This window comes from Thalassobaculum litoreum DSM 18839, assembly GCF_900102465.1.
GTDB lineage: Bacteria > Pseudomonadota > Alphaproteobacteria > Thalassobaculales > Thalassobaculaceae > Thalassobaculum > Thalassobaculum litoreum.
The window spans coordinates 275014-289219 of sequence record NZ_FNBW01000007.1 but is presented as its reverse complement, the minus strand read 5'-3'; the positions used below and the strand labels follow the sequence as shown (position 1 = coordinate 289219).

The window sequence follows — 14206 nt, the reverse complement described above, 5'->3', positions numbered from 1 at the left end:
GTCATGACCGAGCAAAAATCTCCCGAAACCCGGGTCGCGCTGAAACACCTCTACAAGATCTTCGGAGACGATCCGGAGGGAGCGATGGAGCACGTCACCCAGGGACTTTCCAAGCCGGAGCTGTTGGACCAGCACAATCACGTCCTGGGCCTGAGCGATATCAACATCGATATCCCCGACGGCAAGATCACGGTCATCATGGGCCTGTCCGGCTCGGGCAAGTCGACGCTGATTCGCCACCTCAACCTGCTGATCCGGCCGACCGCCGGGACGGTCGAGGTCGACGGCGAGAACATCCTCGACTTCGGCGAGAGCAGGCTGCGGACCCTGCGCCAGGAAACCATGTCGATGGTGTTCCAGAAATTCGCCCTGCTGCCGCACCGCACGGTGCTGGAAAACGCCGCCATGCCGCTGGCGGTGCGCGGGTTCGCCAAGGACGACCGGCAGGCCGAAGCGAACAAATGGCTCGACCGAGTCGGCCTCCAGGGTCAGGCCAACCAGCACCCGAACCAGCTCTCCGGCGGCATGCAGCAGCGTGTCGGCCTGGCCCGGGCGCTGACGTCGAATGCGCCGATCATGCTCATGGACGAGGCGTTCTCCGCGCTCGACCCGCTGATCCGCACCGACATGCAGAACCTGCTCCTGGAACTCCAGGAAGAACTGCACAAGACCGTGGTGTTCATCACCCACGACCTGGACGAAGCGCTGAAGCTCGCCGACAAGCTGGTGATCCTCAAGGACGGCTTCATCGTCCAGCAGGGCGAGCCGCAGAAGATCCTGATGAAACCGGCCGATGCCTATGTCGAGGAGTTCATCACCGACATCAACCGGGCGCGGGTGCTGCGCGTCCGCTCGGTGATGCGCCGCGATGCCGACCTGGAGGGCGTGGACGACGCGGTCGACGCCGAGGCGACGCTGGAGGACGTGATCGCGCAGTCGCGGGGCGACAGCTCGGCTTGCTTCAAGGTCGTGCAGGACGACCGGGTCGTCGGTCGGCTCGACATGACCGACCTGGTCCGGGCCCTGGTGCCGGCGATCCCGACCGCCGAAGAGGACGCCCCCCGGCCGGCGGCCTGACCGGCGATCCCGCCAACGAAAGCCGCCAGGTCGACGTTCCGATTGACACGGATACGAACGGCCCTGCGCCGGCAACCGGCGCGGGGCCGGTCCCGACGCCCGAATTCAAATCCCCTCAGGTTGCGGCATGGGCGTGCTCGGCGCCGTCCCGCTGGCCTTGCCGCGGAGCCGCCCGGGACGGATCCTCGAGGTACGCATAGAAGATGCCTTGCGGCTGCCGGTGCGCGTGCGGCGCCCGCATGGCCACCATCCGGCACACTTTTTCGTCGCCATCCCGGGTGACTGCCTTCAGGCAGACATTGGCTTCACCGGACGTCCGGAGGCGGTCCAGGAATTCGGTGGCGGCAACCTTGTCGGTCTCGCCGGCATAAAGCGCATGCATCGGCTTGCCCACCAGCTCGTCCGGCGCATAGCCGAGCAGGTCGTCGATGCCTTCCGAAAGGAGCTCGAAGCGCGGAACACCACCGTCGTCAGCGCTGATCGTGGCGAAAGCGACATCGAACTTGGCCGCAATCCGTTGCCAGGTCTCGACATCATGGCCGTTGAACTTGGCGTATACCAAAGCGGTGCTGGTCGGCAGGCTCATTTCCGAGACCGGATACTGATAGGCCGACGGCAGTTGATCGAACGGACCGCCGAACAGCGCGCCGACGAAGAAATTCGCGCCTTCCCGCTTCCACATCCGCTGAGTCTTCAGCAGGGCGACATTGCTCACGCCGAAACGAATCCCACTACGCCGCAGCGCCGCGATCATGTTGCGCATTGCGGCCGCGGAGACCGGCGACGTGCAGTCCGGCAGGCGGATGACCACGCAACGGAGGCCGGCCGCCCTGAGACGGGCCAACTGGCCGGCCGAGGGTGACTGCGCACCGGTCAGGTCGATCAGGGCGACCACATCGCGGGCATAGCCCTGAAGCGGCCGGATAATCTCCGCGAGCCGCCCCTCGGTCACGCCCTCGGGAATGCCGACGATCTGGAAAAGCAGCGTCTCGCAGAGTTCCCGTGGCGCCTTGTCGAGCAGCGCGATCGCTTCGTTGCGCCGCCGGGTCGTGCTGAGGGTCTCGAAGTGCAGGTTGAAGGACACCATCTGCCGACCGCCCTGCGCCAGACGCCGGCTTTGCGCCAGCAGCGCGACTTCCATGGCCCCGAAATCGAGTTCGGCGATCTCGTCCCGGCCCGGATCCGCGCCCAGTACCCGGTAGTCCTCGTAGGGCTCGCCCTCGATCAGACTGTCCTTGAGCGGAACGCAGTGGAAGACCGCGTTGCGCTCCATCTTCGGCTGCCAGACCGGGCGGAAAGCGAACCGGACCGTACCGGCCGAGAGCGAAGTGAATTCCTGCAGCAGGGCCTCGCGCACGTCATTCGGCCGGGCGAATCTGTGGCCGCCGCCATGCAAGGCGTCGCCGCCATCGGCCGGCGCGCCCCGTGCCTCGTTCCCCTTGTCCGCCCGGACCCCATCGCCCCTGGCGCAGGCCGGCTGTCGATGATCGTCCGACATCGACATATGCTGGGCCTTGGTCAACAGCGCTTCGATGATGGATGCCGGGTTGCGACTCTCGCCCCCCTCCAGGCCTTCCGAGGTGGCGACGACGTTCTGGACCATGAGTCCATCGGCATCGTCCTCGCCGAACAGCCTCCGGTTCACCAAGGTGGCGATTCGTGCCGCTCTGGCTTCCGCAATGTCCGGATTGCCGGAGCCGAAGACGATGAGGTAGGAGCCGTCCCGCGATCGCATGAAGGAATCCTCGGGGCCGAGGATCTCCTCGACCGCCGTTTCGATCAGATGGACGACCAGTTCCTCGGTTCGGCGCCACCGCTGATGGCCGACCCGCGCCTTGAGATCCTCGAGGCCGAGACAGACCACCTGGCCCAAGGTCAGGCTGTCCTTCGCCGGATGGCGCGCGACCCGTGCCTGGACATCCTCGATCGATTTTAGCCTGGCACCCATGGGGGTAACCTTCATGTTTTCTTACGGGACGTCACCCTATGAGCCCCGCAATTAACAACCACTTAAAGATAACATTCTGAATAAATTCACCGCTAATAGTGTAATTAACCAACAAAACGCACGTCATTTGATGAGATCGATCACAAGAGAGCGCGTCCAGCAGCCCGCTTCACATCGATCCCCGTCACCGGTTCGGATACCGGATTCCTTGCGGGTGATTTTTCAGATCCATCTGATCAGCCGCGCGGCCGCGACACCCCGTCGAGCGGGCTCCTCCCGATGACGGACGACACGGATGTCGATGCCGTGACGGTGCCGGAATACGGAAAGCTGTTAGGAAGTGTCGTCCGAATCGATTTGGTCGCGGCCATGGCACACAGCCTCGCGGGAGCACCACCTGGCCGACCAAGATCTCCCCTCGGCACCGGTCGAGATCGATCTGCGACGCGGCGCACGGAACCGCCTGGACACCCCTGTGGGGTCCGCCATAGTGCAACGGATCCCCCGAGTCGCGTCTACCGACTGGGCTTGGCGGCGCTCTATTTCAACGATCAGGGCGAACGTATCCCATCATGAGGAGGTCCCCGTGAGCCAATTCATCAACGCCAAGGACGCCATCGTCACCGAGGCCATCGACGGCCTGCTCCGCACCTCCGGCGGCGCCTTGTCCAGGCTCGACGGTTACCCGCACATCAAGGTGGTGATGCGCTCGGACTGGGACCGTTCCAAGGTGGCGCTGATCTCCGGTGGCGGGTCGGGTCACGAGCCGTCGCACGCCGGCCTGGTGGGCCAGGGAATGCTGACCGCAGCGGTCTGCGGGGAGATCTTCGCCTCGCCCTCGGTCGACGCGGTGCTGGCGGCGATCCTGGCGGTGACGGGCACGGCGGGGTGCCTCCTGATCGTCAAGAACTACACCGGCGACCGTTTGAACTTCGGTCTGGCGGCCGAGCGGGCGCGCGCCTTCGGGCTCAAGGTCGCGATGGTGGTGGTGGATGACGACATCGCCCTGCCGGAGCTGCCGCAACCCAGGGGGGTCGCGGGCACCCTGTTCGTGCATAAGGTCGCGGGCGCCCTGGCCGAGCGGGGGCGCGACCTGGAGGCGATCACGGAGGCGGCGAACCGGGTGATCGCCGGGGTGGCCTCGATCGGAATGTCCCTCGATACCTGCACGGTTCCGGGCTCTCCCAAGGAGGAACGGATCGCCCACGGCAAGGCGGAACTGGGCCTCGGCATTCACGGCGAGGCGGGCGTCAGCCAGGTCGATTTCGACGGCGCCCGGCACGCGATGCAAGTGGTGGCCGACAGGCTCGCCCCCTATCTCGGCAAAGGGCCGCACGCGGTCCTCTTGAACAACCTGGGTGGGACCACACCGCTCGAGATGTCGATCCTGGCGGAAGAGTTGATGCGCTCGCCGCTCGGTCGCCATATCAAGCGGGTGATCGGTCCGGCGCCCTTGATGACGTCGCTCGACATGCGCGGGTTCTCGGTCTCGATCCTGCCTCTGACCAGCGACGACGAAGCCGCGCTCTCGGCCCCGGTGGCCCCCGTGGCCTGGCCGGGTGCGGTCGCGCCGTCGGCGGTCGAGGCGATCCCGCTGCCCGACGGGCTGACGCCGATCAAGCCGACGCCGTCGGCCCATGGAGAGCGGCGGGCCTTCATCGAACGCTGCTGCCAGGTGATGATCGCCGCCGAGGCAGAGCTCAACCAGCTCGACGCCAAGTCCGGCGACGGCGATACCGGATCGACCCTGGCGACCGCCGCGCGGGCGCTGATCGGCGCGCTCGACCGGATGCCGCTGGCGGACATGGCCCAGCTCTACCGGGCGATCGGCCTGGAGCTGAGCCAGACCATGGGCGGGTCGTCCGGGGTCCTCCTAGCGATCTTCTTCTCCGCCGCCGGCGACGCGGCGGCCGACGGCGCGGACTCCGCCGGCGCGCTCATCCGCGGGTTGGAGCGGATTCAGGAGGTCGGCGGCGCCGTGCCCGGCGACCGCACCATGATCGATGCGCTGGCCCCCGCGCTTGCGGCCTTGCCCAACGGCCTGCCCGCCGCCGCGGCGGCGGCGCGCGACGGGGCCGACCGCACCGCCTCGATGACCAAAGCCAAGGCCGGCCGCGCGGCCTATGTGCCGGAGCACAGCCTGCGGGGCGTCCGGGACCCGGGGGCCGAAGCGGTCGCGCGCCTGTTCGAGCATCTGGCGTCTTGAGGGAGGACCGCTGCCCCGTCCCCACTCGGCCCCGTGCAGCTGCGGTCAGCCGATAAGCCGACCTGTCAGGGCGCCGATCGTTGCCTTGTCGAGGCCGAGGATGCCGCCCTGGCAGCCCGCGAGCAGATAGGTGCATACGCCGCCGGCGATATCGGCGGCCAGCGCGGGCTCGGCTCCGGCCTTTTCCAGCTGCGCACGCACCGCCTCGGGTTCCGATCGGCAATAGGGATCGGCACGGACCGGATCGCCGTGGCCGCCGACGTCAACGGCACCGTCGTGTCGAGCGCGAGCGATCTGCTCTCCCGGCTCGGCTCCGACGCCGCGGGCGATACCGTTCTGGAGCTCGGATCGGGCAACACCGTCACCCTGATCGGTGTCTCTCACACCGACGTGACCGTGGATAGCTTCGTACTGACCTGACAGCCTGGTTCGCCGAGCCGCCCCTCAAGCCGCCAGATGCCTCGGCGCCCCCCCCGCCATGTCCTCGTTCCGACCTCGGTTCTGAGCAAATTGGGCATGCTCCCGACCGTAGCCGTCGTCATCGTCTCGGCGTTCTTTACGATCTTTTAATCGCACTCATGCTATTTCAACGTCCGTCAATCGCGTAGGTCTCTTTTAAATACACGCGCCCGCACTACCCCTCAGAGACCACGTTGACCAAACACCCCCAATACGAATTCATGACAACGCACTTCCGAAAATTCGAACTCGAATAATCAAATACACTATTACACTAAAATTTTGATTAGATTTCCACCTAAACGGATTTTTAATTGATTATGCATGAATTTAAATACTCGTGATTAACATGCAAGAACTACCGACCAAGAACTGACAAACAACCTCGGCTTCTTTGCGCACGCACACCTAGGATCACGCCATGAACTTCAAGAACCTGCCTCTCACTCAAAAGATGGTGGCTTTCGTTGCGGCCGTCACCATTCTGAACCTGATCTGGGGTGCGTGGACTCTGTTCTCCCAGAAAGACATGCTGACCGACGGCAAGCGGCGGCAGATCACGGCCGTTGTCGAGTCGGCCTACACGATCGCCGCCGGATACGAGGCCCGCGCCAAGGCCGGTGAGATGCCGGTGGACGCGGCCAAGTCGGCGGCGCTGGATGCGATACGAGCACTGCGCTACGCCGACGGCGACTATGTCTGGATCAACGACATGAACCACGTTGTCGTGATGCATCCGATCAAGCCGGCGCTCGACGGCCAGGATGTGTCCGACCTGAAGGACCCGGCGGGCACGTATGTCTTCCGCGAGTTCGTCAAGGCGGTCCAGACGGGCGGTTCCGGGTTCGTCAACTACCTGTGGCCGAAGCCGGGTTTCGAGCAGCCGGTCGAGAAGACATCGTTCGTCAAGCTGCTGCCGGGATGGGGCTGGGTCGTCGGCAGCGGCCTGTACCTGGACGACGTCCAGGCCGAGTTCCGCTCGATCGCGCTTCAGGTCGGCCTGTCGGTGCTTGCCGTCACCGCCGCCATGCTGGGCTTCACCTGGCTGTTCGCGCGAAACGTCGCCCGCCCGCTGACAGCCTCGGTGGCCGCGGTCCAGCGCCTCGCCGAGGAGGATCTGAGCGTGGAGGACGGCGACGGCCAGCGCAAAGACGAGATCGGCGACCTGTCGCGCGCCATTACCAGTTTCAAGGCCAAGCTGCGCGAGCGTCAGGAACTCGCCCGCCAGCAGGCCGCCGAACAGTTGGAGAAGGAACGGCGCCGCGAGGCCAGCGAGCGGCTGGTGCAGGACTTCTCCGCCACCATGGCCGGCGTCCTCGAAAGTCTCACCGAAGCCTCGAATGAAATGTCCACCACCGCCGAAACGGTGAACCACAGCGCCTCGACCACCACCGACCAGGCCGTCACCGTCAGTGCCGCCGCCGAGCAGGCCAGCGTCAACGTGCAGACCGTCTCTTCGGCCGCCCAGGAAATGGCGGCGTCCATCGCCGAGGTCACCCGCCAGGTCGGCGCCGCCAATTCGGTCGCCGGCGAGGCCCAGGTCCAGGCCAAGGACATCGTCGATACGGTCAGCCGACTGCAGACCGCGACCAGTCAGATCACCGAGGTGGTCGAACTGATCAGTTCGATCGCCGCCCAGACCAATCTGCTGGCCCTGAACGCGACCATCGAGGCAGCCCGGGCCGGCGACGCCGGCAAGGGTTTCGCCGTGGTCGCCGGCGAAGTGAAGGGGCTCGCCACCCAGACCGCCACAGCCACCTCGGACATCACGCGGCAGATTCAGGAGATGCAGGAGGTATCCGGCGAAGCGACCTCGGCGATCGCCGAGATCGCGGAGGTTATCGAGCGGATCGGGTCGATCAGCACGTCCGTCGCCGCCGCGATGGATCAGCAGAACGCCGCTACCCAGGAGATCGTGCGGTCGGTGGAGGAAGTCGCGGGCGGCACCACCATGGTCGCTGAGAGCATCGCCTCGGTGCGCACGGCGGCCGCCGACTCCCGCGGTGCCTCTGAAAGCGTCGCGAACACAGCCTCCCGCCTAGCCGACCAGACCGCCACCCTACGCTCGGAGATCAAGAGCTTCCTGGCCGAGATCACCCGGGCCGGAGAACGACGGAACTTCGACCGCAAGAAATGCGATCTCGCAGCCACCGTCGAAACCGCCGCCGGTCCGACGACGGGTCGGCTGGTCGATATCGGCCTTGGTGGTGCGCTGTTCGCCGGCCGCGTCACCGGTCGCGTCGGTGACAGCGTCACGCTCGTCGTCGAGGGACAGCGCCTTGCGGCGCAAATCGTGGAAACCGGGGACTCGACCCGCCTGAGATTCTCCCTCGACGCCGCCAATCAACGTGCCGTCGAGACCGCGGCGGCCCGGATTGCCGTCTGATCCCAGGGGGTGAGCCGGAGATGCTGAACCCGAGAGCCAGGCGGGAACCTATCTCTCGATCACGCCACAGAGGATCCGGTTCCCGGCATCGCCGGAAGGCTGCGACGTGTAGTCATCCGCTCCCGAGTGGACGACTACCGCAGAGCCATCCTCGTCGAACAGGCCCGCCTCCTCGAACCATCCGCCTTCGACCGACAGCCGACTGACAAAGAACTCGGCGTTCAGCGACCCGTTTTCTGCAACGGTGACGTTGGGCAGGTCGCCCGGATGGGGGCCTCCCTCGTTCAGCACGCCGTGCTCGGCGTCGCCGGCCAAATGGCCGCCGGCCGATTTGAACCCGTCCGCTGCATCGCATTTTCCAGTTTCATGGATGTGGAAGCCGTGCTTGCCCTCCGGCAGTCCCTCCGCACTGGCCGCAATCCACATCATGCCGGACGGCGTTGCCTGGAATTCGACGGTGCCGGCCTGTTTGCCGTCGGCGTCCATGAGCGCCGCCGTGGCCGTCGGCCGTTCCGCCGCCAGGGGGGAGGCGACCGTGGCCGCGATGGCCGCGGTACATAGCAGGGTGGAGAAGGTTCTGATCATCGTACTCACCTTTCGTCGGACCGCCCCCCGGGTGCCGTCGCCGACGCTGTCCTGAAGCGGGTGAGGCGTGGTCACCACACCTCCTCCTCTCAAGCCCGCTCCTATCAAGCCCGGCGGCCGGCCGCTCTGTAACGACGTAACAGACTGGACGCCGCACGGTTCCGGCTAGAATGGCCCGACGTCACCTTGAGCCGACGGACTGGTCTGGCGCCGCTTATCGCGCAGAGCCCGTGTCGCTTCGGCATCGACGGTGTCGAGGCTGGAACTGGGATCGTCCGGGTCGCCGGAGAACACCACCGCGTATGCGTCCCGCGCCGCCTCGGTCGAGATCAGCCCGTCACGCCAGTCGCGCCAGACCTCCGCCACCGGCCTGTCCTCCGGCCGCCCCCATCCGCCGCCGCCGGGCGAACTGGCGCTCAAGCGGCCGGCGTCCAGGCGCCTCAGGCCGAATTTCGGCGCCAGCTCCGGCGCGCTCCCGGTCTCCTGCACATGCATCTCGCCCGCGGCCCCCCAGTCGCCGCCGGCGACCCCGAAGCCGGTCTGATAGCGCAGCCCCTCGCCACGGAACGAGTACAGGGCCGGGGTCATCACCTCGACCTCGTAGTCGGCACCGGTGCCGCCCCGCCAGCGCCCGGCGCCGCCGCCGTCGCAGCGCAGATCCTGGCGCACGAACCGCACGGGGTAGAGCCGCTCGTAGGTTTCCACGTTGGAGATCGTGAGTCCCCCGAGCGTGCACAGATGGCCGATCTGGTTGAAGCCGTCGCGCCCCTCGACCGCACCGGCCCCGGCGGCGGCAAGGCCGTGATAGAACACATAGGGCTTGCCCGTGGATCCGTCGGCGCCGATCTCGCGGCCCGACGTCACGCCGAAGACGTTCTTGGCCCAGCCGGCACAGGCCCGGTCGGGTGCGGCCTGATTCAGCGCCCGCCAGACCGCGTGGATGATCTCGTGGGCCACGAAGACCGTGTTCATCGTGGTCGCAGCCCCCTCGGTCGCGTTCACGATGGTGCCCTCGGGGGCGACGATCTCGAGGCTGGAGAACGTACCTTCGTTGCGCGGGATCGCCGGATCGAAGAACGAGGCGAAGGCGGTGAAGACGGCCGAATGGGTGTTCGCCAGCGTCGAGTTCTTGAAGCCGCGGATCTGCGGATCGGTGCCGGTGAAATCGACCTTCGCCCGCCCGCCGCCGATCGTGAGAGACACGCGCACCCAGACGTCGCGCAGCTCGAAACAGTCGTTGTCGGACCGGTCCTCGCCCCGGTAGACGCCGTCCGGAAGCTCCGCGATCGCCGCGCTCATCCGGCTGGCCGCATGGGCCAGGATCCCGTCGAAATAGTCCATGGCCGTGTCGACGCCGACCTCCTCGACCAGGGCCGCCACCTGCTCGGCGCCGATCCGGGTCGAGCCGAGCATCGCGCCGAGATCGCCCTCCAGCAGGTCGGGCGTCCGGGTGTTCAGCATCAGGAGCTTCCAGAGATCCTGCCGGACCGTGCCGGCCTCGACCAGCTTCAGCACCGGCAGCCGCACCCCCTCCTGCCAGACCTCGGTCGCCTCCGGATTGTAGGTCCCCGCCGCGCCGCCGCCGATATCCGACTGGTGCGCCCGGTTGCAGACGAAGGAGACGAGCCGGCCGCCGACGAAGACCGGGCGGGCGATCACCCAGTCGGGCAGATGGTTGCCGCCGGCCTGCCAGGGATCGTTCAGCAGGAAGACATCGCCGTCGGCGATCGATCCGCCGTGATCGCGCAGCACGGCGCGCACGGCGAACCCGCCGCCGCCGGTGTGAATCGGGATGCCGTCGGCCTGGGCGGTCACCCGTCCGTCGGGCCCGGCGATGAAGCAGGAGAAATCGTGCGCCTGGCTGAAGATCGGGCTGCGGGCCGTCCGCACCATCACATGCCCCATCTGCTGGGAGATGTGGTCCAGCCGGTTCTGGGTCAGGGCGAGCAGGACCGGGTCGTTCGCCTTCGCCGCCTTGGTCGGGCCGTCCTGTCCCTGCGCCATGTCCTGTCCCTGCGCTTGGTGCTGTTCCGGCGTCTTATCTTGTCCCTGCGCCATCACGCGTCTCCCTCCCGGTCCAGGTGGATCAGATAGTTGCCAGCCGGATCGACCTCGACCCGGTCGCGCGGGCCGGCGAAGATCGTCGTCGTCGCCTCCTCGATCAGCAGCGGCCCCTGCAGCGTATGGCCCGGCCGCAAATCGGCGCCGTGATAGACCGCGCAGCGCATCGCCCCGTGCCTGTCGTCGACATAGGCCTCGCGATGATCGATCGCCCGGACACCGTCCGTCGCCGCCGGCATGGCGGCCTCGTCGAGCGGCGGCATCAGTCCTTTGCCCACCACCCGCAGGGCGGTGATCAGAATCCGCCCGCCCGGCACCGTGTGACCGAAGCGGCGGTCGTATTCGCGCTCGAAGGCGCCCCGGATGTCGCCGGCCCCCGCCCCCGCCGCGATCGGTATCCGCAGATCCCATTGCTGACCGTCGTAGCGCAGGTCGACCTCGCGCTCGGTCGCGGTGTCGGCCGGGTCGAACCCTTCCCGGGTCAGCATCTCCGAGGCGTCCCGTTCCAGGGCGGCGAACCGGTCCTCCACCGGCGCGTCGGCGAGCGTGTCCAGATCCTGGAAATGCACGTCCATAAAATCCTGACGCACATCGGAATGCAGCATGCCCAGGGCGCAGAACGCGCCCGCCTGACGGGGAACATACACCGCCCGGCACCCCAGACGCCGCGCCACGGCCGCGCCATGCATCGGCCCGGCACCGCCGCAGGCGACCAGCATGAAGCGGGCGGGATTCTGGCCGCGCTGGATCGAGATCCGCTCCACCGCCTGGAGCAGATTCTGCTCGACCAGTCGCAGAATACCGGCGGCGGCCTCGGTCTCGCTCAGGCCCAGAGGGTCCGCGACCCGACTGCGCACCGCCTCGGAGGCCAGCTCACGGTCGAGGGTGACCGAGCCGCCGGCATAGGCACCCGGTTTCAGGCGGCCGAGCACCAGATTGGCATCGGTCACCGTCGGCTCCGTCCCACCGAAGCCGTAACAGGCCGGGCCCGGACGCGCACCGGCGCCGCGCGGCCCCGCGAACAGCATCCCGGCGGCGTCCACGCCGGCGATCGTCCCGCCGCCGGCACCCACCGTGTGGATGTCGACCGACGGGATCATCAGGTCGTAGTCGGCGACCGACAGCTCGTCCGTGATGGCGATGCGTCCCTCCGCCATCAGCATCACGTCGCAGCTCGTCCCGCCGATCTCCATCGAGATCAGGTTGTCGTGGCCGGCGGCCCGGGCGAAATGGCGCATCGAGCCCACGCCCGCGGCCGGCCCGGAGAGGATCAGGTTGACCGGCCGTTCCGCGATCTGCCGGACGGACACAGCACCGCCGTTCGACTGCAGCATGAACAGCCGGTGCGGCAGCCCGCCGTCGATCAGCTCCCGCTCCAGCGCCTGGAGATAACCGACGACCCGGGGCGCCACGTAGGCGTTGACCACGGTGGTCGAGGTCCGCTCGTACTCGCCGATGATCGGGACGATGGCGCTCGACAGCGCGATCCAGTCTCCGCCCCAGGACCCGGCCACCGCGTCGGCCACCAGACGCTCGTGCTCCGGATTGGCGAAGGCGTTCAGCAGACAGATCGCGACGGCCTCGACGCCCTCGGCGCGGAACCGCGCGCCGATCTCGCGGGCCTGGTCGAGATCGACCGGCGCCAGTTCCCGCCCGTGGGTGTCCAGCCGGCCCGCCACCGGACGGCGGAGGTAGCGGGGGACCAGAACCTCCGGATACGGCGTGCGGTGGTCCCATGGATTGGCGCGGATGCCGCGCCGGATCTCCAGGCTGTCGCGAAAGCCCTCGGTCGTCACGAGACCGACCTTGGCTCCCTTGCGTTCCAACAGGGTGTTGGTGGCGACGGTCGAGCCGTGGGCGAAGAACGCGCAGTTCTCCAGAAAGATCCGCTGGTCGACGCCCAGATCCTGCGCCGCCTTGCCGACCGCGTTCATCACGCCCCGCGCCGGGTCTTCCGGCACCGACGGGACCTTGAAGACGTGGAGGCGGCCGTCGGCATCGGCGATCACCATGTCGGTGAACGTGCCTCCGACGTCAACTCCAACGCGCCACGGCGCCTTGAGCGAGACCATGCGTTCTCTCCCGTTTATCTCAGCATCGGGCCGGCTCGGCGATCGCCACCGGCCGCCCTCCAGGCGGAAAGGTTCAGTTCCGGGACGTGGCCACTTCAGGCAGCCAGGTCACCACTTCGGGAAACACGATGAGCAGCACCACCGCCGCGCACATCAGAAGGAAGAACGGCAGCGCCGCCTTCGCGACATAGAGGATGTTCCTCCCCGTGAGTCCCTGGATCACGAAGAGGTTGAAACCCACGGGCGGGGTGATCTGGGACATCTCGACCACGAGGACGACGTAGATGCCGAACCACAGCTTGTCGATGCCCGCCGCCTCGATCATCGGCAGGATCACCGCGACGGTCAGGACCACCACGGAGATACCGTCGAGGAAGCAGCCGAGAACGATGAAGAACACCGTCAGCGCGGCGAGCAGCGCATAGGGCGACAGCTGCATGTCGCGGATCCACTCGGCCAGCCCGCGCGGGATGCCGGTGAAGCCCATGGCCGTCGACAGGAAGGCGGCCCCGGCCAGGATGAAGCAGATCATGCAGCTGGTCTTGGTCGCGCCGATCAGGCTGTCGACGAAGGTCGACCACGTCAGGGTCCGGGACAGCGCCGAAAGGGCGAGCGCGCCGACGACGCCGAGGCACGCCGCCTCGGTCGCGGTCGCCAGTCCGGCGTAGATCGACCCGATCACGAACCCGATCAGCAGGATGACCGGAAGCAGCCGACGCGAGGCGGCGATCCGCTGCCACAGGGTGTACTGCTCGGTCATCACCGGGACCTTCGCCGGGTTCATCAGCGACCAGACGGCGACGTAGCTCATGAACATTCCGGCAAGCAGGATGCCGGGGATGATGCCGGCGATGAACAACCGGATGATCGACTCCTCGGCGGCCACACCGTAGACGATCAGAATGATGGAGGGCGGGATCAGCAGCCCCAGGGTGGCAGAGCCGGCGAGCGAGCCGATGATCTGCTTCTCGTCATAGCCGCGCTGACTCAGTTCCGGGACCGACATCTTGCCGATCGTCATCGCGGTGGCGGCGGAGGAGCCGGACACCGCGGCGAACACGGCGCATCCCAGAATGTTCACATGCATCAGCCGGCCGGGCAGCCGGGTCAGCCAGGGCGCCAGTCCGCCGAACATGTCCTCCGACAGCCGAGTTCGAAACAGGATCTCGCCCATCCAGACGAACAGCGGCAGGGCGGTCAGCGTCCAGGTCGAGATCGATCCCCAGACCGTCGTCGCCATGATGGCGCCGGCCGGCGCGCTGGAGAACATGCTCATGGCCGCGAGGCCGACGATCAGCAGGGCGATCGCGACCCAGAGACCGGCCGCCAGCAGGACGAGCAGGCCGATTGCGAGAATGATGGAGGCGGTGGCGATGTCCACGACTGGAAGATCCTCGGGGCTTGGCGGTAAC

General features: G+C 67.2%; 10 protein-coding genes. 4 read left to right on the top strand and 6 right to left on the bottom strand.

The genetic code is table 11. The annotated features are described in order from the left end of the window. Positions 1-3: 3 nt before the first annotated feature. Positions 4-1077, top strand: a complete 1074-nt coding sequence (locus BLS34_RS13490; protein WP_093151018.1) for an ATP-binding cassette domain-containing protein — start codon at positions 4-6, stop codon at positions 1075-1077. Between the two features lie 115 nt (positions 1078-1192). Here BLS34_RS13490 and BLS34_RS13485 read toward each other — a convergent pair whose 3' ends face one another. Next, positions 1193-3025: a PAS domain-containing protein gene (locus BLS34_RS13485; protein ID WP_093151016.1), complete on the bottom strand. Its 1833-nt coding sequence runs from the start codon at positions 3023-3025 to the stop codon at positions 1193-1195. A gap of 586 nt (positions 3026-3611) precedes the next feature. Here BLS34_RS13485 and BLS34_RS13480 point away from each other — a divergent pair. After that, positions 3612-5231, top strand: a complete 1620-nt coding sequence (locus tag BLS34_RS13480; protein ID WP_093151014.1) for a dihydroxyacetone kinase subunit DhaK — start codon at positions 3612-3614, stop codon at positions 5229-5231. 45 nt (positions 5232-5276) lie between these two features. Here the strand turns inward: BLS34_RS13480 and BLS34_RS25930 are convergent, their stop codons facing one another. Beyond that, positions 5277-5432, bottom strand: a complete 156-nt coding sequence (locus BLS34_RS25930; RefSeq protein ID WP_175474223.1) for a hypothetical protein — start codon at positions 5430-5432, stop codon at positions 5277-5279. Positions 5433-5480: 48 nt separating this feature from the next. On the opposite strand from BLS34_RS25930, the gene BLS34_RS25925 reads away from it, so the two are divergent. Beyond that, positions 5481-5651, top strand: coding sequence for a hypothetical protein (locus BLS34_RS25925; protein WP_156907260.1), 171 nt, complete (start codon positions 5481-5483; stop codon positions 5649-5651). 460 nt (positions 5652-6111) lie between these two features. Continuing rightward, a complete protein-coding gene (locus tag BLS34_RS13470; RefSeq protein WP_093151011.1) occupies positions 6112-8076 on the top strand; it encodes a cache domain-containing protein in 1965 nt (654 codons plus the stop codon). Between the two features lie 48 nt (positions 8077-8124). Here BLS34_RS13470 and BLS34_RS13465 read toward each other — a convergent pair whose 3' ends face one another. From BLS34_RS13465 to BLS34_RS13450, 4 genes are all read right to left on the bottom strand, one after another. Then, complete coding sequence (locus BLS34_RS13465) at positions 8125-8661, bottom strand: superoxide dismutase family protein (RefSeq protein ID WP_028794180.1); 537 nt, start codon at positions 8659-8661, stop codon at positions 8125-8127. 165 nt (positions 8662-8826) lie between these two features. Next, the gene (locus BLS34_RS13460) at positions 8827-10719 is read right to left on the bottom strand and encodes a hydantoinase B/oxoprolinase family protein (RefSeq protein ID WP_215906106.1); all 1893 of its coding nucleotides are present in this window, start codon (positions 10717-10719) and stop codon (positions 8827-8829) included. Further along, on the bottom strand, positions 10719-12794 hold the full coding sequence (locus BLS34_RS13455) for a hydantoinase/oxoprolinase family protein (RefSeq protein WP_093151006.1): 2076 nt from the start codon (positions 12792-12794) through the stop codon (positions 10719-10721). The genes BLS34_RS13460 and BLS34_RS13455 overlap by 1 nt, the downstream gene beginning before the upstream one ends. 73 nt (positions 12795-12867) lie before the next feature. Continuing rightward, positions 12868-14175 carry a TRAP transporter large permease gene (locus BLS34_RS13450; protein ID WP_028794178.1) on the bottom strand — a complete coding sequence of 436 codons (1308 nt, stop codon included), beginning with the start codon at positions 14173-14175 and terminating at the stop codon, positions 12868-12870. Positions 14176-14206 lie beyond the last annotated feature (31 nt).